The 21,374-nt window shown below is 55.9% G+C and carries 16 protein-coding genes; all 16 read right to left on the reverse strand.

Features of this window, described 5'->3' with window-relative positions:
* Positions 1-176: 176 nt before the first annotated feature.
* Positions 177-989 (reverse strand): N-acetylmuramoyl-L-alanine amidase CwlD, encoded by an 813-nt coding sequence (gene cwlD, locus Psch_RS08820; protein WP_190239920.1) that lies wholly within the window; start codon positions 987-989, stop codon positions 177-179.
* Positions 990-1,526: 537 nt separating this feature from the next.
* Positions 1,527-3,329: a S8 family serine peptidase gene (locus Psch_RS08825; protein ID WP_190239921.1), complete on the reverse strand. Its 1,803-nt coding sequence runs from the start codon at positions 3,327-3,329 to the stop codon at positions 1,527-1,529.
* A gap of 351 nt (positions 3,330-3,680) precedes the next feature.
* Positions 3,681-4,553 carry a lipid II flippase family protein gene (locus Psch_RS08830; RefSeq protein ID WP_190239922.1) on the reverse strand — a complete coding sequence of 291 codons (873 nt, stop codon included), beginning with the start codon at positions 4,551-4,553 and terminating at the stop codon, positions 3,681-3,683.
* A 188-nt stretch (positions 4,554-4,741) separates the two neighbouring features.
* Complete coding sequence (gene hepT / locus Psch_RS08835; RefSeq protein WP_190239923.1) at positions 4,742-5,173, reverse strand: type VII toxin-antitoxin system HepT family RNase toxin; 432 nt, start codon at positions 5,171-5,173, stop codon at positions 4,742-4,744.
* Entirely contained in the window at positions 5,163-5,585 is a 423-nt protein-coding gene (mntA, locus tag Psch_RS08840; protein ID WP_190239924.1) for a type VII toxin-antitoxin system MntA family adenylyltransferase antitoxin, read from the reverse strand. The genes hepT and mntA overlap by 11 nt, the downstream gene beginning before the upstream one ends.
* A 463-nt stretch (positions 5,586-6,048) precedes the next feature.
* Positions 6,049-12,729, reverse strand: a complete 6,681-nt coding sequence (locus Psch_RS08845) for an S-layer homology domain-containing protein (RefSeq protein WP_190239925.1) — start codon at positions 12,727-12,729, stop codon at positions 6,049-6,051.
* Positions 12,719-13,264, reverse strand: coding sequence for a GNAT family N-acetyltransferase (locus Psch_RS08850; RefSeq protein ID WP_190239926.1), 546 nt, complete (start codon positions 13,262-13,264; stop codon positions 12,719-12,721). The genes Psch_RS08845 and Psch_RS08850 overlap by 11 nt, the downstream gene beginning before the upstream one ends.
* A gap of 10 nt (positions 13,265-13,274) precedes the next feature.
* Complete coding sequence (locus Psch_RS08855; protein ID WP_190239927.1) at positions 13,275-13,826, reverse strand: phage tail protein; 552 nt, start codon at positions 13,824-13,826, stop codon at positions 13,275-13,277.
* Between the two features lie 747 nt (positions 13,827-14,573).
* Positions 14,574-14,966: a 30S ribosomal protein S9 gene (gene rpsI / locus Psch_RS08860; protein ID WP_134219728.1), complete on the reverse strand. Its 393-nt coding sequence runs from the start codon at positions 14,964-14,966 to the stop codon at positions 14,574-14,576.
* Positions 14,967-14,969: 3 nt separating this feature from the next.
* Positions 14,970-15,425, reverse strand: coding sequence for a 50S ribosomal protein L13 (gene rplM / locus Psch_RS08865; RefSeq protein WP_134219729.1), 456 nt, complete (start codon positions 15,423-15,425; stop codon positions 14,970-14,972).
* Positions 15,426-15,640: 215 nt separating this feature from the next.
* The gene (truA, locus tag Psch_RS08870; protein ID WP_190239928.1) at positions 15,641-16,390 is read right to left on the reverse strand and encodes a tRNA pseudouridine(38-40) synthase TruA; all 750 of its coding nucleotides are present in this window, start codon (positions 16,388-16,390) and stop codon (positions 15,641-15,643) included.
* Positions 16,391-16,900: 510 nt separating this feature from the next.
* Positions 16,901-17,689: an energy-coupling factor transporter transmembrane component T family protein gene (locus Psch_RS08875; protein ID WP_190239929.1), complete on the reverse strand. Its 789-nt coding sequence runs from the start codon at positions 17,687-17,689 to the stop codon at positions 16,901-16,903.
* An 82-nt stretch (positions 17,690-17,771) separates the two neighbouring features.
* Entirely contained in the window at positions 17,772-18,725 is a 954-nt protein-coding gene (locus Psch_RS08880) for an energy-coupling factor transporter ATPase (protein WP_190239930.1), read from the reverse strand.
* 204 nt (positions 18,726-18,929) lie between these two features.
* Positions 18,930-19,142 (reverse strand): hypothetical protein, encoded by a 213-nt coding sequence (locus tag Psch_RS08885; protein WP_134219732.1) that lies wholly within the window; start codon positions 19,140-19,142, stop codon positions 18,930-18,932.
* A gap of 177 nt (positions 19,143-19,319) precedes the next feature.
* Positions 19,320-20,255: an energy-coupling factor transporter ATPase gene (locus Psch_RS08890; protein ID WP_243123994.1), complete on the reverse strand. Its 936-nt coding sequence runs from the start codon at positions 20,253-20,255 to the stop codon at positions 19,320-19,322.
* Positions 20,256-21,026: 771 nt separating this feature from the next.
* Positions 21,027-21,365 (reverse strand): 50S ribosomal protein L17, encoded by a 339-nt coding sequence (gene rplQ / locus Psch_RS08895; RefSeq protein WP_134219733.1) that lies wholly within the window; start codon positions 21,363-21,365, stop codon positions 21,027-21,029.
* Positions 21,366-21,374 lie beyond the last annotated feature (9 nt).

The following is a 21,374-nucleotide window of genomic DNA, read 5'->3' on the forward strand; positions in this document are numbered from 1 at the left end:
TATTCACCTCCTCTTTGAGAATTCATTTGTCTTGAGGAGGGACTGGGTGTAAACATTTTAGGGCAGGTAAAATGTTTAAAACACTTTGTCCCTGCCCCAAACATATGTTCTGTATATATATTAGCAGAATGGTAATAAGGTGTCAATACCCTTTTTTGGGAATTATATTTTTTCTTTTAGGGCCGCAGGCCCTTGGTGGCGTTCTCCTTAAAGGTCTTGATTATTTCCTCCCTGCCCGTGGTCTCCCGGGCGGGCGGCCCCTGCTCGCTGAAATATTTTACCAAACCTGCGTATATGGCCCAGGCGACCTTGCCCTGGTAGGCGGGGTCCCCCAGCAGTTTGGCCTCCGCGTCGTTGGTGAGGAACCCTATTTCCACGACTACTGCCGGCATGGCGGTGTTTTTGGTGACGTAGTAGTCTACTTCCGCCGGCTGGCGGGTGGTGTTGCGGAGCAGCCTGGCCAACTCCGCCTGGATGTACCGGCTTGCCTTCAGGCTGTCCTCCTTGCCCGGCTGGACGAAGGTCTGGGCGCCGCGCCGGTCGGGGGAGGCAAAGCTGTTGACGTGGATGCTGACATACAGGTCGGCCTGGTTGTCGTTGGCCAGCGCCACCCGCCTCTGGAGGTCCTCCCTCTTTTTGGCGGCGGCTCCGAGGGTGGTGGAGTCGCTGAGGTCGGTGTCGGTCTCCCTGGTCAGCAGCACCATGGCCCCGGCCTGGCCGAGGTTGGCGGCCAGCCTTTTGCCTACCGTCAGGGTGATGTCTTTTTCGAGGAGCCCGTCCTTGCCCACCGCGCCGGGGTCGATCCCGCCGTGGCCGGGGTCGACCACAATAACCCGGTTGGCCAGGGCCGGGGCCATGGCCGCCACGGCCTGCCGGCTGTTCCTATCCTCGATCAGCCGGGCCAGAAAAAATGAAAGGAACAACAGGGCCGCCAGGGCGGCCAGGTGTCGCTTGCGGATCCGGAAGGCGGTGACGATGGTGGGAGACATAGGTAAACCCCCTTATTATCGGCTCTGGTTCGCGGCAGAGGCGCCGTCGCGCGAATGAACCCGGACAGCCCTCCTAATATATGGTATGCGGGTCTGAGGGGGGATATGAAGTTGTTGGTGTCTACTCCAGTATGTTTTTTTATGGATGCAGGCGATTCCAAAAAGCTTTAGCTATAAGAAGATCTTTTAAGATTTTAGGCTGATAGTATTTGTATTGGTAAAAATTGTTATTCGTCTAGACCAAAACTATTATAATGTAAATAAAGTACCCTTTTAAGGGTAGTAGGGCATGTATGCGGTTGGGGGGACTTTCAGCGGGTCTTGAGACTCAGCTTAGTACCAAGACCTTATAGGGCTGGAGCAAACACCCGCTGAGCGGGTGGTTATGATTTGAACGGAGCGGTTTAGGGGGCTTCTACGAGTCTTCGCATATTTGCATTCCTTTGAGGTATTTTTGCGAATGAATTCGCACCCGCACCTTTTGGGGTGTCGCTTCGTATGCCGGACACATGTATTCAAGGTAGTACTCTGGGGTGGTTAAGGGCTGTCGCCGGGCTCGGCCTGGCCGAATTGTTTTCCCGACACAAACAGGGCGTAGCGCTGGTAGCCCATCGGGACGTGGCTGCCGCTGACGGTCACCTTGTAGATCCCGGTTTCCGGGGCTGAAAACACCACCTGTTCAACGTTGTTGACATGGTCACCGGGGCTGAAGGCCTGACCGGAAGGGCTTTGCACGGTAAGGTCGAGGTCGTTGACCAGGGTGGCTGCGGCGTTAACCTGCGCCGGGTAATCCGTCCAGGCCAGGGTTATTTTCAATGGTCCGCCCGTCTCGCTCAACAGGTATTCATACGTTTTGCTTTCACCCGTGGCCAGCTTCGTTTCCTGGTTGACGAATAAACATTCCCTGGCGGAATCGATCGCCGGTTCGGGCGCGTTGATCCGCCCCCAGCCCTCATCGTTTTCCATATAGCCGGGCAGGGCGAAGGCCCCGTCGAGCAGGGCCGCTTTGAGCAGCGCGGCGGAAGGCTTGCAGCCGTGGATCCGGATGAAATACTCCCGCACCAGGGCGAGCATCCCCGTGACAATGGGGGTGGCCATGCTGGTGCCGCTGTGATAGGCGTAGTATTCGTCCTCAATCCCCCAAAAATTGTCGTCCTGCGCCAGGGATGACCTGGTTGAGAGAATCCAGGTCCCCGGAGCGACGACGTCGGGCTTGCTGCGGCCGTCGCTGGTCGGGCCGCGGCTGCTGAAAAAGGCCAGCTCGGCTGGGTTGTCGGCATAGTTGCCTTTATCCGGACGGTTGTTCTCGCTGGCGCCGACGGTAATCACATTTTTGGCCGTGCCGGGAGCGGTAATGGACCCGGCCTGCCCGCTATTGCCGGCCGCTATGGCCACCGCCATGTCGTCGTATTCCCAGACAAACCTGTCCAGCTGGGCAGACGCGTAATTATAGGCGCCGTTAACGCTCATACCCCAGGAGATGTTGTAGAGCCTCGCCCCTGCCTCGTAAGCCTGCTTGAGCAGGACGCCGAGGTCGCCGGGCGCCCCCGTAAGCTTGCCGTTTTTATCCATAATGGACTGGAAGACCAGAGACGCTTCGGGCGCCATCCCCCGGTAAAGGCCCTGGGAAGCGCTTCCGTCGCCATAAGCGGACCCGGCTACATGCGTGCCGTGCCCGTTGAAGTCGCTGGCGTCTTCTTTTCTGCCGAGAGCGTATATGGCCACCACCCTGCTTTTCAAGTCGGGGTGCATGGTTTCCGGGACACCGGTGTCAAGCCCGGTATCCGCGATGCCGATGACCTGTCCGGCGCCGGATAACCCTGTGCTCCACAGCGACGGGACCCTGATAATTTCCCCCGCGCGGTTGTTGAGGAGCTCATATTCCCCTTTTTCCTCGATGCATTGCACCTCGTTGAGTCCGGCCAGTTCGGCCAGTTGCTCCGGCAGCAGCTCTATTTCCAGCCACTGGCTGTCATGCCCGGCCACACTGCCTCCATTCATCCTGACGAAGTCTACAACTGCCTCAGCCCCGGTATTTTCAAAGAGTTTTACGATGACTTGCTTTTTTTTGTCCGAGCCGTCCGGTGTCATCTCCAGGGTCTTCATCAGACCGCTTGTGAATTTTTGTTCGGCCCCGAAAAGGCTGGCGTCAGCCACGAAGGGCAATTTTTTTACAGCCTCCAGCCGCTCTTCGCGCACTCTGGCCAGAAAGGCGCTGCCCGGAAAATACTCGCACAGGAGGACCTCCAGGGCTTCCAGCTGCCGTCTCTCAGGCAGGCCAATGCGGCCGCTGCATTGGATTACGTAAGGCTTATATACTGAGGCTTGCTGCCTTTCCACTTTTACCAACCACCTTATAGTGGCAATGGAGCGTCAGTTCTCATGGTGACAGTGGAGACGGTTTTCGCTGTCACCCGGTGTACCCGGTGTCACCCATTGCTGCTGATAAACGGGTGTAACCAACCCGTATTACAATATATTCCAGCCAGCCCGATTCGGTACCGCTGAAATAAAAAACGGACCTCCCGAAAGAGATCCGCCTGCTGCCGCGCAGTACAAGTGCGATTGTGATTGAAGTTGTCAACAATCCTTGTCAACCATTCCATAAATCAAGTTTCACTCTCATAAAGATCCAAACAAATGCACAAAAAAAAAGAAGTTGACAACAACCTTCGCCCCATTGTCAACCTTTCAGGAAATCCAGCGGGTGAGGAGCATGAGGCCGCGCGATACCGGCTCGAAGATGGCCTGGGCCAGGATCGTGCCGAGCAGGTTTGAGACGGCCAGGTAGAAGACAATTTGCTTCAGCTCGAGCTCCTTTTCTTCGCCCCGGGCTACGGCGTCGGTGACCTTGGCCAGGACCGGGTCGACCATCATCACGTTGACCACGATGGCCGCGTTCCCGACAATGGCCGCCATCATCACCGCGGTCCCGCGGAACTCGGGGTAAAGGGCGCCGGCATAGAGGCCGGCCAGCACGTTGCAGGTCCACAGGCTGTAGCTGGCCAGGTTCCAGAGCAAAAAGGACTTCGGGGTAGTCATCCTGGTGGTGACGATCTCCCTCAAGGTGGCCAGGGAGGACATGCGCAGCTTGAGGATGCCGCTGCCCGGCTTGAATAGCGAGACGAGGATGAGGGGGATGACCTTAAAGACCGAGCCGGTCCTGCCGAAGGCGTTGATGGCGTTGGCAAAGGAGGTGACAAAGCTGGGGATCACCAGCATCCCCGCCACAGTGCCGAGCGAGGCTCCCGCGATAACGAAGCGCAGCTTGTAGTTGAGCCCCATCAAGGCCTGCTGGTAGACCTGGGTACCGGTGGCGTCCGCAGCCGCCGCGATGCCGAGGGCCTGGTTATAGGCGTTCTTGATGATCAGCTCCACCGTCGAGGCCAGCAATGGGGCCTGCAGTGTGTTGGCAAAGCTGGCGGCCAGGTAAACCACTCCGAAAAGGGATATGGCCGTGGCCAGGCTGCCGGTCCTCACCCCGGACAGGCGCGAGGACCGGGTGAGGGTGTTGATCAGGTTGATAAAGGCCGTAAGCAGAAAAACAAACAGTAAACGCTCCAAAGGGTTCCTCCGTTATTAACAACAAATCAATTGCACACCCGCTTTCTCAAATGCGGTGTGGACACACATTCAAACCATGGGATGCCAGCATACCGGCTTTCATGCACGCGTCACTTTTTTCCAGATCATTATACCATATATCCGCTTATAAAAAAGGAAGAGGGGGCTCCCTTCCTTCATAATCGAGCTCATTCCCCTTCTTGTTTTTCTATAAAATATACAGATGCCCTGGCAAACTCATCAAAATCATTAAAACTATGCTTCAGAATACCATACACTTTTTCCGGATTAATTTCCATGTAATCATGTACAAGTATGTTCCTGAAACTCACAATGCCTTTTATTCTGTTAGCCAAATCATTGGGTATTATACCTGCCTTGCCGAGCAATAAAAAAATGTTTTCTTGCTCGAAAGGAAAGCTCAATCTCTTTCTGGCAATAATATAATTCGCAATATCGATGCAAACCTGTATAGATAACTGGAGGTACCTTTCCACAACCGCCTGCATGTCCTGGTTACCAAGATATTCCTGCAAACCAACCGGTTCGAATCGTTTTAGCCGGCTGACGTACTCATCCAGTTTTGCCAGGCGCAAAAGGACGACGCTTTTATCGAACACCAAGCCCGACCTCCTTGATTCTTTCGGCGAGATGCCGTGCATGATAATCAAAGTAGCGCTTGTAATCATAATACCTGCCGGCTACAGACATTACAAAAACCGCCCTCTTGTCGGCGTCTCTTTCAAAAACCACTTTGCCCTTCTGTATAACCTGGAACTGCAGCATTATGGGCGCTTCATTGAGGACAATAATGTCCGCGTCCAACCCGGTCAGCCTCTTAATATCCTCCATTACAGCCAGACGATACTCCATTGTGTCTCTGGAAACAGGCTCCATTATAACCGCAATGTCAATGTCGCTGTCCGGCCTGGCTACATCCTCTGCATATGACCCAAAAACATAGGCTGCCATAACCTCGTTGTTCTTCGAAAAATATTCGGCCAGTAAGGAAAAAATACGGTGCTGATGCATTTTCTGCTTCACCCAAATCCAATCGTAAATATTTACCATTTATATTATACCACAATTTTCAGCATCCAGAGGACTTAGCCGCTTGAACTGCTTCGCAGTGCAACTGCGAATGAACCAATCATGATTTTCAATCGCAAACTACCAATGAAAATATGTGGGTCTGTGCGAATGAATTCGCACCTCGTTTTCCACATTAATTCGCACTTGCATTTCAATGCTGTTTCAAGGTCTCATGTCCTGGAACTCATGCGTAACTTTTTTCCAGGCAATTATACCATATATCTGCTTATGAAAAAAAGGAAGGGGGGTGCCCTTCCTTCATAGTGTAAGCTCATTCTCCTTAGGAACACCACCGGAAATATTTCTCCGGGGGGTCCGCCAGTTTAATCGCATATCTAAACATCCATCTTAAAAAACAACGTCCAGGCGCCGTGTGTGATTGAAATGCCGCCGGCAAGAGCGACTACCATCCAAGCGCTTTTACTATGATCGTAACCGCTTCCGCTCTGGTCGTATCTGCTTTTGGCCGGAAGGTGTTGTCCGGATATCCATTGATCACCCCGTTCTGCACGGCTGCGGCCACTGCACCTGTCGCCCAACCGGAAATTTCCGCACTGTCGGTAAAAGATGTGCCGTTAGACAGCGGCGCGGCAAGCTTAGCGGCTTTTACAACCATCACCGCCGCCTGCTCCCTGGTCACCGGGTCGTCCGGACCGAAGGCCTCGTCGCTGTAGCCGTCAATTATGCCGTGGAAACTGGCGGTGGAGATACTATCCTTCGCCCAGTGCTCTTGTGTGTCGGCAAATATTTTACCTTGTTGTGGCTCCAGTTTGCAGGCCTTCACCAGGACGGTGACGAACTCCGCCCGGGTGATGGAGCTGTCCGGCCTGAAGGTGTCGTCGGGGTAGCCGTTGACGGCGCCTGTGGCCACCAATTTTTCTATATTCTCTTGTGCCCAGTGGCCGGCGATGTCGGCAAAGGCGACGGCTCTTTTAGCCATCACGGCGTACAGGGTGAAGTGGTCCACGGTTATCGTGATGGTATTTCCCGCGACCTCGCCGCCCAGGCTGATCCACTGCGCGCTCTCCTCATCGTAGTAGAACACCTCCGGCTTTTCGCCGGGAGCCAGGGCCGCCGGATCAAATATGAAGGTCAGGGTGACCGGCTTATTGAAATTGTAGTGACTCTGGCCGTTCACGCTAAGCTCGTAATGGCCGCCCAGTACGGTAAAGCCTGCGGGCGCCGGCGGGGGATTATCATGTCTGACAATGCTTACGTTAACATTGGTGTACCCGGTCAGGGCTCCGGCCGGTATGGATACCGACACCTCGTTGCCCAGGCTTACGGTCCCGCCAACGCTTGACTTTATCACGGCCGACCCGGTGGCGGAAGATGACGGGGAGGAAACATGTCCTCCACTACCGCCCCTGTCGTTGTCGGTGATGCTTACGCTGAGGTCCGGCGCCGCTATAGCGTCGTAGTCCGGGTCGTTGCTGGAAACGCTGTGCTTTATGGCGCCGGTGTGCGGTCCCTCAACAGCGTTGTCGTCAACAGCCGTCACCGTGACCTCCTGCGGCACGTTCCAATCGTTTGGCGAGAAAGTCAAGGATCCAGGCGACACGCTTACCTGAGCGTCCCCGTACACATTGACCACCACGCTGGCCGACGGCTGAGTGGCAAGCACAATGGGGTATTTGACTGAAGCCCCGCCCTCCGTCACGCTGACAGAGCCGCTGTTGTCACCTATGATCACCGCCGGTGTATCGTTATCGGTGATGTAAATGGTCAATGGCTGCACCGGGATGCCGTTGTAATCCGGATCCGGACTGTAAACAGAATGGGTCACGGACACGGAGCGCGATCCTTCGGCCGTAAAGTTATCCACCGCTGTGACCGCGACCTCCTGCGGGAGGCTCCAATTATGAGGTGAAAAGGTAATTTCTGTTGGATACAAATCCAACTGGCTGTCTCCATAAACCTTGACAGTAACACTATCCGCCGGCCGGGTGGTAAGTACAACCGCGTACTTGCCCGGCTCTCCGCCCTCCGTCACGCTGGTGGAGCCGCCGGTCTGGACTATGCGCACCGCCGGAGAGTCGTTGTCGGTGATGTGGACGACCACGGGGTCCGCTATGACGCTGCTGTAATAAGGATCGGAGCTGTATACCCCGTTTGTGACCGTTAGGTCGCGGGGGCCCTGGTTTACATTATCATCAACAGCGGTTACCGTCACCGTCTGGGGGACATTCCAGTTGCCGCCATTGAACGACAGGGACGCAGGGGCCACGGCTGCCTGGCTGCCGCCATATACATGGATGGTCACCGTGTCTGCCGGCTGGGAACCCAGTGCCACGGAGTAGCCGGCATGCTCACCCTCGGTGAGGCTTAAGCCGGTGGGACTGACGCTTACTCCCCCCGTAAAGGTTACCTGGGCGCTCTGTGCCAGGGTCACACCGGCTGATATGTCTGTGGCCGTATACGTCACCGTCTCCGCACGGATGCTGTGTACGCTGAAGACAGCCCGGCCGTTTTGGTCGGACACCGCGGTTGCCGGCGTGATGACCGAACTGCCGGAGCCTTGATTGAGCTCTACGGTTTGCCCGCCGACAAGGTTGTCAAAATGGTCTCGCAAGGTTACCGTGATGGTGGAGACGCCTGTTCCGTCACCCGGGACGGTGGTGGGACCGGCTGCTACCGCGGACCTGTCCGGGTCCGTGACGCCGTTTGTCACCGTTATTGCCGGAGACGCTCCCAGGTCGATTAATGTCCCGCCGGAGGTGGACTTTGTTGCAGCCTGCCAGGTCACCGTGCCCGGTGTCGTGGCGGCGGTGGCGCCGGGTCCCCCCATCGCCTTGTCGCCGTAGCTCACCGTAAGGGATTCGCCGCCCGCCAGGTTTAGGCCGGAGACTGTAATGGTGCGGCCGGCGACAGTTACACTCCCTTTGCTGGCCGTACTGTAGCCCGCTCCCGCGGGGTCGGTGCCAGGGACACTCCAACCGTCCGGAACGGTGATGGTTATGGCGCCGTTATTTAACCCGCCGGCGTCCGCCACATAGGTGAAAGTCAAGGTTACCCCTGTCTGTCCCGCGGTTACGCTGCCGGGAAAGACCGTCAGCGCGCCGCCGCCGTCCGCCGCGTATACCTGGAACACTACGAATTGAGAAGCCGAGGTGTCAACGCCGCCGTTGGCCGTCCCGCCGTCATCCGTTAAACAAAAGGCTACTGTTGCGCTTCCGGTGGCGCCCGGCGCAGGGGTGTACGTAAGTGTTCCGTCTGCAGCCACAGCCGGCGGAACTGCAAATAGCGCGGGATTATCGTTGCTGTACACAGAGAAGGTCATCGTCTGACCCGCCTCGTCGGCAGGCCCCGCTATAATGTCCGTGGCCCAGTTTGCCATGGTCTGTGGCCCCGCATTGGCCGAAACAGCCTGGTCCGGACCTTTGGTGAAAGAGGGCGCGTCGTTGACGGGGTCGACATGAACCGTAACGTTCGTTACGCCGGACTCCAGGGCGCCGCCCGGGCCGGTGTGGCCCTGGTCATTGACTGAAACGCTTAAGCTTGCGTCGCCGGTGTCGTTCAGGGCGGTGGTATAGCGTAGGTTGCCGCCGCTGATAAAATTGTTAATATCCGCGACTGTCCCGGTCAGGGTCAGAGCGGCTGCCGTACCGCCCACGGTTACCCCGCCCCCGGATGCTGCCGACAGTATACCGAAATCAACCGTAAAAGTGGCTATCACATTATTTGCCCCCGCGTCCATGTCCGCCACTGAAATACCGGTAATCGGGCTTAGCACATCCTCAGTGACCGTAACAGCCGCCGGTGCGGAAACCGAAGGGGGTTCGTTGACATTGTCGACATCGACGGTCACCGTCTGCGCGCTGTTGTTGCTCCCGTCCGTGGCCTTAACGGTCAGTGTAAAGCTTGCCGCAGTCTCGTAGTCGATGGCGTCGGCATTGTTCACGGTAATCTCTCCGGTGGATGCGTTGATAGCAAAGGCGCCGCCGGTGTTGCCGCTTTCGATGGAGAAGGTCAGCGAGTCGTCGTCGCCGGTAACCGCGACGGCGCCCACCGATGTGCCTGCGGCGGCTGTTTCGCTTACCGTAAACGATTGGCCGGGAGTAACAACCGGGGCGGCGTCACTTACGTTGACGGTGACGGCCTGGCTGGAGTTGTTGCTACCGTCCGTGGCCTGAATGGTTAGTGTAAAGCTGGCGGCGGCCTCGTAGTCGATGGCGCCGCTATTGTTCACGGTCATCTCACCGGTGGATGCGTTGATGGCAAAAGCGCCGCCGGTGTTGCCGCTTTCGATGGAGTAGGTCACCGAGTCGTCGTCGCCGGCGGCTACGACGGCGCCCACGGATGTACCGTCTGTGGCTGTTTCGCTTACCGTAAACGATTGGCCGGGGGTAACAACCGGGGCGACGTCACTTACGTTGACGGTGATGGTCTGCTCGGTGATGTTGTTGGTTGCCTGGCCGTCGTCGGCGCGAACCGTCAGCGTGTAACCGGCGGCCGATTCGTAATCGAGGGCCGCCGCGCCGGCGGCACTGAGGGTAATCTCCCCGGTTGCACCGTTGATGGCAAAGTAGCTTTGGCCGGTCCCGCCTGCTATGCTGTAGGTCAGGTTGGCGTCGTTGGCGCCGCCGTCTCCGTCGTCGGCCTGGACGTCGTGCAGCACGGCGCTGTCCGCCTGGGCGGTTTCCGGTACACTAAAGCTCGCAGCCGAATGGAATACGGGCGGCAGGTTGGCGGCCTGGGGATTGGCAATGGTAAAAGAATCCAGCCCCAGGTTTGACACGTCCTGGAAGCCTGAAACCCGTACGATTTGAACGTCAAACGAAGTCAGGCCGGTCATGCCGCTCAAGTTTATCGCGTTGAATGACACCGTGTCGCTGCCGGTGGCGCTGGTAGTGACCGTGCCCCCACCGGCCTTGTGTCCCGTGACAGTGGCGGTATAGATGTTACCGCTGCCATATAAGTCGAACACAATGCCGGCCAGGTCAAACATGCCTCCCTCGAATTGTTCGGCGGCAGTGATGGTTAACGAGGCCGGACCGGCGCCTCCGCCAGTTAGCCATATGGATGACGCGTCACCGGCCAGGGTCACGCTGCCGTTGGCGGCAACCGTGAAACCGTTGTTGAGATCGTCCACCCAGTCCGGATAACTGAGGTCCTGGGTCAGAGCCGGGCTGTCGACTCCGGACTCTGCCTGGCCGGACACCGATATCCTGGCCGTAGCCGCCGTACTGGTGCCCCCGTCGCCGTCGCTGACGGTAACGGAGATGGTGCGGTAACTGGCGGGCTCATCAGAAGTGTTCCGGTAAGTGAGCGCGCGCAGCAATTCTGTAACCCGCACCGGTGTGGTGACGGAGTTGAGGGAAATCACCAGGCTGGAACCGTTGGCTCCGCCGCTCATTGTGCCGATCTGACCGGCGCCGGCATAGTTGACGGCGCTGCCCGCCACGGAAATATTGCCGATATTGCCGACGGACAGCTGGTCCTCCGGCAATCCCGCGGAAGTGTAGGAGACCGTGACCTGCCCGCCGTCGAAGTCCTCGGAGTCGCTGTCGGTTACCGTGATGTCCGCGTCAATCTGCTGCGGCGCGGCATTGACGGTGTTCTCCTGAAAGGCGGTGTCGTTAAGGTTGGAAATACTTGGCGGCAGGTTTCCCGCGCTGGTCTGGGGGTTGGCGATGGTAAACGAATCCAGCCCCAGGTTATACACGTTAGCGGTGCCGGAAATTTGAACATCAAAAGAATAGATATGGGTCATGCCGCTTAAGTCTATCGCGTTTAATTCCGCCGCAGTGCCGCCGGTTACGTCGGCTGTGACCGTACTGCCCCCGGCCTTGTGACCGGTGATGGTGACAGTGTAGGTATTCCCGCTGCCGGCCAAATCGAATACCAGCCCGGCCAGGTCGAACATGCCTCCCTCGAATTGTTCGGTGGCAATGATGGTTAAGGAAGCCGGACCGGTGCCGCCATTTTCTAACCAGATACTCGTAGCGTTACCGTTCAAGGCCGCGCTGCCGTTGGCGGCAATGGTGAAACCGTTATTGAGATCGTCCCACCAGGCCGGGTAACTGAGGTCCTGTGTCAACGCCGGGATCTCGACGCCGGACTCCGCCTGGCCGGACACCGATATTTTGGCCGTCACCGCTGCACTGGTACCCCCGTCGCCGTCACTGACGGTGATGGAGATGGTGCGATGGCTGGCGGGCTCATTGAAGGTGTTCCCGTAGGCCAGCGCGCGCAGCAATTCTGTAACCCGCGCCGGGGTGGCGGTGGCATTGAGGGAGATCACCAGGTCGGCGCCGTTGGTACCGCCACTGATCGTGCCGATCTGGCCCACGCCGGCATGGTTGACGGCGCTGCCAGCCACGGAAATATTGCCGATATTGCCGATGGACAGCTGGTCTTCCGGCAGCCCCGCGGCGGTGTAGGAGACCACGACCTGTCCGCCGTCGAAGTCCGCCGAGTCACTGTCGGTCACCGTGATATCGGCGTCAATCTGCTGCGGCGCGGCATTGACTGTGTTCTCCTGAAAGAGGGCGTCGCTGAGGTTGGAGATAGTGGGCGCCTGGTTTCCTGCGTATAACTGGGGATTGACAATGGTAAAAGAATCCAGAGCCAGGTAGGACAGATCATCGTCGCCTGCTGTTCGAACTAATTCAACATCAAAAGAAGTCAGTTGGGTCATGCCGCTTAAATCAATCGCATTAAATTCCGCCGTGCTGCCGCCGGTTACACCGGCGGTGACCGTGCTCCCACTAGCCTTATAACCTGTGACAGTCACGTTGTAAGTGCTCCCGGGTAACAAATCGAACGCAATGGCGGTCAGGTCGAACACGCCCCCCGCAAAGTCTTCGCCGGCACTGATGGTCAGCGAGGCCGGCCCGGCCCCGATGGGGCCTTCGTCGGGACCTGCCAGCCAGATAAACGACGGGTCGCCGCTCAATCTTGCGTTGCTGCTGGCGGTGATCGTAAAACCGTTGTTGGAATCGTTCACCCAGTCCGGGTAACTGAGGTCCTGAGTCAGCGCCGGAATCGTGAAGGCCTCTGCTTTGGGCGCATTTTCAAACACAGCTGTAAAAATGGATATCAATATAGAAAATACAAGAAGTAACTTCAGTCTATGGCTCATTTTTCACCTCCGGTTCACACTGCATTTCACAGTAAGCTCCCCCATCTTCGACCACACGGAACCCAAGCCTTTCATAAAGGGCACGGGCGGCGTAGTTGTACCAGGCCACATGGATACGCACCGGCTTGCCCGCCTTGGAGGCGTCCCGCAGCATACCGTTGATCAACTCACTCCCGATTCCCATGTTGCGGAATTCAGGGAGCAGGGTGATGGCGAGACCGCGAAACTCTTCTTTCCCGCGGTGAACGTACAACCTTCCCACGGGTTCTCCTTCCAGAAGTACAATGCAAAACTGCGCATCGGGGTAGTTTTTTTTGAACTGCTCCTGCTCGCACCGGAACTGCCGGCGATAAAGCTCCGTCTTCTGCTCCTCGCTGAGATAAGTGATCCACTCCAGATCCGGACGGCCGCCGGCAAAGAGACGGAAGAGAAACGGCTCATCCGCCGGACATGCCGGACGCAGGGTTACCCGTACCGTCTCCTCCCCGCCGGAAGCACACCTGTTTATCTCCCGTCCTTCAGCGGCGGCGTTCATTCGTTTCGCCTTAATCCCTGGGAGGGAAAATGCCCTGCAGGGCTATAATGTAATTGATAGCCAGGTAGGGCGGCATATTGTTATGGGGTTGACCACCCCCGGCGGTGCCGGTGGGAGAGGCCGGCTTAAGGGTTGTATTGGCGTCAGCCTCGGGCGAATAGATGTTGTAATACTGGCCCCTTTCCTTTTCATAGGAACCCGGCACCACCGCAGGACCGGGCTGTCCCACCGTTGCCGTTTTAGTGGAAGCGGGAATCCCGGCCGAAACATGATTATGAGCAGGCATCTCATTAACTGAAAGGGCAACTTTTTCAGAGCCGGCGCTCTCGCCAAGACTTCGCGGTGTCAGGCCGGGTCCCTGCCCCGCTCCAAGGGGAACGCGCCCGCACAGGTTTGGCAGGGCAAAAGTGTTAATTCCATCACCCCCGTAAGTAGTCCCGATAAGAGCAAATAACGCCTGGTTCGTCCTGATCTGCAGGAGCTGGCCATTGCAGAACGCCCATCCCATTGGTGCGAAATTACATGGCCAGGCTATGATTGTACCTAAAAACGGATCGGACATAATAAAATCTCTCCTTTCTTTTTGGCAGATTAACAGAGCAAAAATCCATTCGGACATAACCCCTTAGAATTGCAAGTTATGCGCCGGACCGCCGCCCGCCGGCACGGGAAGTCTGCCTGCCATTCCCTGCGGTCTGCCCGGATAAAATCGAACGAATCATCAACTCCTTTCCCTTTAACATTACCTTAGATATAGACGCTGCCTTAAAAGCAGTTGTCCATCATACGAAGCGATACCCCAAAAATGCAGGTGCGAATTCATTCGCACAAATGCAACATTGGCTGCCACAAGTTTGGCGCTGGCGCGCCGTGTGCGATTAAAATGGCGCCTACATCGCTGGTGTTTTCATAATATTCAGCAGCATGTTGTATAAGCTCGCAGATAGACAAGGCAACTTTATGTATAATACAGATCACTTACCAATATTTTTTAGTTGAATAATAAAAAATTTTATAAATTTTTCAATAATTCCTCACCTATTGGATCGTTTTCCTGCTGGTTAACCGAAAAAAAATCTCAATACATATAATATTATCGACATAAAAAGTAAAAGTTGTAGCTTATTTTCATGAACGACATTCTTTTCGCACTGATTTACATAAGGACTATTCCGAAAAAGATCATGTAAACAAAAAAGAAAGGGAGACTCCCTTCCTTCATTCGCACATAATCCCACAAAGGGATGAGCAAAAAATCTCTTAGGACCTGTTTACGCATAAAAAAAGGAAGGGTTTCCCTTCCTTTTTGTTAACGTTTTGAGAACTGGGACGCTTTGCGGGCTTTTTTGAGGCCGTATTTGCGGCGCTCTTTCATACGCGGGTCCCTGGTCAAGAAACCGGCCCGTTTTAAAGGGGGGCGAAGATTGGGGTCGGCCTGTATCAGCGCGCGTGCGATGCCCATTTTGATTGCTCCGGCCTGGCCGCTGATGCCGCCGCCGAGAACTTTGGCCTGGATGTCGAACCGGGCTGACGCCCCGGTAAGCTCCATGGGCTGGCGTACGATCATTTCCAGGGTCTTGCGGCCGAAGTATTCGCTTACCGGCCGGTTGTTGATGATCACGTTGCCTTCACCTGGTACGAGGAATACCCGGGCAATGGCATTTTTCCTGCGGCCTGTGCCGTAAAACATTACCTTTGCCATGCTTTATTCCTCCTTCCCGATGGTCTGCCACTGCCAGGCCTCGGGTTTTTGGGCCTGGTGCGGGTGTTCGGCGTCTTTATATACTTTAAGCTTTCTGGCCATATCGGCGCCAAGTTTGTTATGGGGCAGCATGCCCACGATGGCCTTTTCGACGGCCAGTTCGGGCCTGGTTTTAAGTAAAGTGCCGTAGTCGACCGTTTTCAAACCGCCGGGATAGCCGGAGTGCCTGATGTACTTCTTGTCCTGCAGCTTCTTGCCGGTCAGCCTGATTTTGGACGCGTTGATCACAATCACGTGGTCACCGGTGTCGACGTGGGGGGTAAAATTGGGACGATGCTTCCCCCTCAAGATTTTCGCCGCCTCCACCGCCAGTTTGCCGAGAACCTTGCCTTCAGCGTCCAGGACAAACCATTTGCGGTTCATCTTTATATCTTCAGCCTTGGCCATAAAGGTCTTCATTTAAAATCTTTCCCTCCTTAAGTCAACAAACAAGGCAAAAACCTTTGTTTTTACCGGCCCGGGGCTGGGAACCGCTAAAAACCACATTTAACATTATAATACACACAATTACAAGTGTCAAGGAAGAACCATATAAGGAAGCAGGGGGACGGTTCTTTTGCTTCCTTTTTGAAAAAGGAAGCAAAAGAACCGTCCCCCTGCTTCCTCCCCCTGCATCATGTATGGTACTCAACCTTCTCCAGGCAGAGTCCCCTCGCCGGGGCGGTGGGGCCGCCCCTGAGGCTGTCGCCTTCGAACAGAATATCCTCCACCTCGCCCGGGGGAATTTTGCCTTTGCCAACCCGGATCAGAGTTCCGGCAATCATCCGCACCATGTGATAGAGGAAGCCATCCCCCCGCACGTCGATGTAGATCAGGTCGCCTACCCGGTTTACCCGGCTTTCGAGGATAGTGCGGACGGTGCTCTTGACCGGCGTGCCAAGAGCCCGGAAAGCGCTGAAGTCGTGCCGGCCGAGCAGGTATTTAGCCCCCTCCCGCATCGCCCCATCATCCAGTGGGTTGGGTACGTGATAGCTGAACAGGCGGAGGAATGGAGACGGGTATTTCCCGTTGTAGATGGTATAGCGATAGGACTTGGATACAGCAGAAAAACGGGCGTGGAAGGCGGGGTCGACCTCCACCGATTCCAGAGCCACGATGTCCTCCGGCAGCAGGCTTCTCAGGGCGTAAGCCACCCGTTCCGCCCCTATCTTCCAGGAGCCGGCGTCGAAATTGACTACCTGGCCACGGGCGTGCACGCCGGTGTCGGTGCGCCCGGCCCCGATTACCCGGATCTGTCTTTTAGCCAGCCGGGACAGCCTGTCCTCGACGACTCCCTGGATGGTCTGATACGGGGTGCCGCGCTGCTCCTGGAAGCCATAATAGTTTGTGCCGTCGTAGGCCAGGGTAACCTTAATGTTGCGCATGGACAGATTTCCTTTTTGCTGGAATGTGTTTTGGAAGCAAGGGGACGGTTCTTTTGCTTCCTTTTTGACAATGCGGTTCGAAACAATGTGGACGGTTCCCAATACTTCCATTGCTATTTAGCTGTCTAACAACGTGGGAGCAAATTCTTTTCTTAGTGCCGCTACAAGCCGCTATCACGACGCCAGCAGTGGATGAATCTAAGCGGTGCGGGGTGCGATGTCAACTGCACACTGCACGTTAGGCGAATTTGTGTGATACTAATGGGAAGCAGGGGGACGGTTCTTTTGCTTCCCTATCTACTACACCAAACTGCTCAAAAGAAATACAACAAATATTGCTATAAATTCCGTTTTGATTGTTAATCCCTTAAACAGCTTTGCAGCGCAATTATGATTGAAATCGTCCACATCGGGCAGGAGCTCAATTTACTCGTACTGTTAAAGACAGAGGACTTTGCTTTGCCTCATTTTTGGAAGCAAAAGAACCGTCCCCTTGCTTCCTTTTTCTGATCACCTTAAAACAAGCGTGCCCGCCAGGGCGGCCAGGCATACCGCGACTGCGGCGTAGTCGGCGGGGCCGGTGTGAAGGCTCCTGATCCTGGTGCGGTTCACGCCGCCACGGTAGCAGCGGGCTTCCATGGCCGTCGCCAGGTCCTCGGCCCGCCGCAGCGCCCCTGCAAAAAGAGGGACAAGCAAAGGGAGCATGTTTCTGAGCCAGCCGGCCGGGCCTCCTGCCAGTCCCGCCCCGCGCGAACGCTGGGCCTTGACCAGTATATCAGCTTCCTGCATCAGGGTTGGAATAAAACCCAGGGCTATGGTCATCATCATGGCCAACTCATGTGCCGGGACCCCCAGGCGAGTGAGCGGCGACAGCACGCTTTCCAACCCGGCGGTCAGGCTGACCGGCGAGGTAGTTTGAGTCAGCAGGGAGGCCAGAAAAATCAATAGGGCCAGGCGCAGGAACAACTGGCTGCCGGCCTCCAAACCTTCCCGGGATATTTTCAGTGGCCCCAGCGCAAGCAGGAGCTCTCCCGGAGTCAGCAGCAATTGCAGCAGGAAGGTGACGGTCAGGATCAGCCAGAGAGACCGCAACCCTCCTAAAATAAACCGGGGAGAAAAACCCGACAAAGCGACGGCCGCTATGGTAATCAGCGCTGCCGGAACGAATCCCGCCCAGCCGGAGGCGAGCAGAACAGCGACGGCAACAACCAGTACGCACGCCACCTTGGTCCTGGGATCAAGGCCGTGCAAAAGAGATTCACCCGGGATATATTGTCCCATAGTGAGTTTTAAAGACATAGCTACTCCTTAAGGGAAGCAGGGGGACGGTTCTTTTGCTTCCGAATTCGGAAGCAAAAGAACCGTCCCCCTGCTTCCTTGTTTAGGTTGATGCTGCGCCTGACAGTAGTTTTGCGATTTCTTCTTCGGCTTCGGTGTTGGACAGGATACCGGTCCGGACCGGATTGCCGGCGGCTCGCAACCGGTCCATGATCGCGGTGGGGACGGGAACGTCAAGTCCCATCCCGCGCAATTCTTCGGCCCTGCTGAAAATTTCACGGGGTGCACCGATCATGGCCAGGCGGCCCCGGTTCAGGACGGCCACCCGCTCTGCCAGGAGCCCCACCTCTTCCATGCTGTGGGTTATAAAAATGATGGTAACCCCCCACTCGCGGCGCACATTTTCCAAACGGTCCAAGAGCTGCCGCTTGCCCTGCGGGTCCAGGCCTGCGGTGGGCTCATCCAGGGCCAGCACTTCCGGGCGCAGAGCAAGTACGCCTGCAATGGCTGCTCTTCTTTTCATGCCGCCGCTGAGACGGTAGGGGGAGAGCTGCCCAACCTGAACGGGATCCAGGCCGGCTAACCGTAAGGCGTCCTCGACCCGTTCTTTCACTTCATCCCTGCTCAGGCCCATATTTCTGGGCCCGAAGGCCACATCATCAAAAACCGTCTCCTCAAAAAATTGCTGTTCCGGCCGTTGGAAGACCAATCCTACTTTGCGCCAGAGCGTACGCCCCGCCTGCTTATCCGAAACATCCCGGCCGCACACCGTTACCTTGCCGCGCGTGGGTTTGAGCAGGCCGTTGAAATGCTGGACGAGTGTGGACTTGCCGGAGCCGGTGGCGCCTACCACCGCAAGGAATTCGCCTTTGGCTATCTCAAGGGATACATTATCAAGAGAGGTTACCTGAAATGGCGTCCCCGGCGCGTAGACGTGGGTGAGGTTTTCAACCTTGATGACAGGAGGAAGCAGGGGGACGGTTCTTTTGCTTCCTTTCGGGAAGCAAAAGAACCGTCCCCCTGCTTCCTCGTATCCATTTTGTTTATCCTTTGACATGAGACCACTTCCATAAATTAGTTGGACATAGGCTGATTGCATTCCTCCGGGACCTTGTGCGAATGAATTGGCGCCTGAATTTTAGAAAAGGTTGAAGGCGTCGGTAGCAACAAGAACCGCCCCCATGCTTCCTCCCCGTGCATCCTCTGCTTCTTTGTGATCTTTTGGAAGCAAAAGAACCGTCCCTCTGCTTCCCTATTCATGTCACTTGGGATCATGCGAATAATCTGTCACACTGGCCAGCTCACCAGCGTCAAGCTCTACAGTTTTCAAAATATACTTAAACTTATCGGATTCATCCTTCCTCCTGGGACTGACCACCTTGTCGTGGTAGGTAAACCCCACCTTTCCTCCCTCTTTATAGTCAAGTGCAAGTCCATAAAGGTACACTGTCCCATTTCTGAGTGTAACTTTCATGAGTTCACCTCCATTCCTTCTCGGCCTGAATCGAGGATTTTAGCAGAAAGTATCACGTCCATTCGCACCCACATTGTTGGCCGTGTGACGCAAGTGTAAGGAAGGTGTATGTATTCCCCGGGTCGGGCGCCAATGAATTCTGCCAAGTTTCATAAAACGGCAGTGTTATGTGGTTTCTCACGTCTCACGTCCCACGACCGCTTTTACCAGGTCGTCGGGGGTCAGGATTGGTTGGGGTATTAAAAAGCCCCGCCTTTTCAGGCCGCGGGCAATTTGGGTGGGAGCGGGCAGTTCCAGTCCCAGCTCTTCCAATATTGTATCCTGGGAGAATACTTCGGCCGGCGTACCCGCGAGGACGGTCTTGCCGCCGGCAAGGACCAGGACCCGGCCGGCCCGGGCGGCCTCTTCCATGAAGTGGGTTACCAGGACCACCGTGATCCCAAGGGAACGGTTAAGCCTCTCCAGGGTATCCAACAGTTCCCGGCGGCCGGCGGGGTCGAGCATGGCGGTGGGCTCGTCCAGGACCAGGCAGGTTGGCTGCATCGCCAGCACGCCGGCAATGGCCAGCCGCTGTTTTTGGCCGCCGGACAGAAGGTGGGGGGCATGCTGGCGGAACCGGGTAAGCCCGGTCTGTTCCAGCGCCTCCGTCACCCGGGCGCGTACTTCCGAAGGCTCCAACCCCAGGTTTTCCGTACCAAACGCAACGTCTTCCTCCACCAGTGAACTTACAATCTGGTTGTCCGGATTTTGAAAAACCATGCCCACCCTGCGGCGAATTTCCCAGGTGTCCTCCGGACGGCTGGTATCCAGACCGTCTACCAGGACTTTGCCCGTCGAGGGCAGCAGCAGGGCGTTAAAATGCCTGGCCAGGGTGGATTTGCCCGAGCCGTTCGGGCCGACCACGGCCAGGTATTCGCCTTTGTTGACGGTGAGGTCAACTCCGGACAGGGCACGGCACTCGCCGGGCTTGCCGCGGTTGTATATATGGGTGAGACCGGTTACCTCAATAAAGCAGCCGTGCGTCGAGGAAGCCGGGACATGAGAAACAGGATTGTTCCGTACGGAACCGTTGCCCTCTGTAACAATGCCTGTTACCGGCATCTTATCTCTCACGTCTCACACCGTCCCTTTCATCACAGAAAAATATTTCTACTCTACTCTAAAAACAAGTGTTCGACTGCACATAGAGATACCACAAAAGTCACATTAGACATACGCGCCGCTATTTTTTTTCCAGTAAACGCAAGATAGCCTCTTGCAATGGTACACCTCCAATGAGAATGGGCGTAAGGCGTAGCATATGCTGCATTCCTGAGTGGCAATATGTGAATGAATTCGCTCCTGCACTGGATGTATTACCTGTTTACATTAATTATCATGTATGTAGTTTAACCTACATACATCCAAACGTCAACCAAGAGATCTATTGTGGTTTACCTTTGCCCAAGTGTAGCGCTGACGCGCCGTTGTGCGATTGAAATCGCCCCTACATCGCTTAGTTTTCTTCTCTGCTGGCGTCGCGACAGCGGCTTGTGGAACTACTCCGAAATTCCTGCATCATCGACCCGTGACTGGGTGGTTTCCCATCCTCGCCAGCGTGAATAAGTTAGGTACCTGGTACCTGACTTAAGCGCAAATGGATCAACGAAAATGAGACAAAGAACCGTCCCCTGTCTCATTCATATAATGCATTCCTAACGGGTCAAAGTGAATTCAGACGTGGGACGTGGGTATATTCTGCATTCCTGTGGGGTCATATTTGCCCCACATTTTTCGGGTAGTTAATGACCCTTAAAAGGATACAACGCGGGTTGTAAAGACCTTGGAATTTGCGCCGGCAAATACCGCGATTCTCACTTCCCACGTCTCACGTCCCACATCTTATTACACAAGTTCCAGAATGACCATTTCGGCGGCGTCGCCGCGGCGGTAGCCGACCTTGACGATGCGGGTGTAGCCGCCCGGACGGTCGGCGTACTTGGGCGCGATGGTATCGAAAAGCTTCTTGACCACGTCTTCTTCATATATATAGGCAAGCGCCTGGCGCCTGGCCGCGAGGTCGCCCTGCTTGGCCGTCGTCAGCATTTTCTCGGCGATGCTCTTAACTTCCTTGGCCCTGGCCTCAGTGGTGTTAATCCGCTCATCCCGGAAAAGTGATGTGACCAGATTGCGCAGCATCGCCTTCCGGTGGCCGGTATTGACACCCAGTTTCTTGTAGCTCACTGTCTAATG

This window comes from Pelotomaculum schinkii (assembly GCF_004369205.1).
Taxonomy (GTDB): Bacteria; Bacillota; Desulfotomaculia; order Desulfotomaculales; family Pelotomaculaceae; genus Pelotomaculum_C; species Pelotomaculum_C schinkii.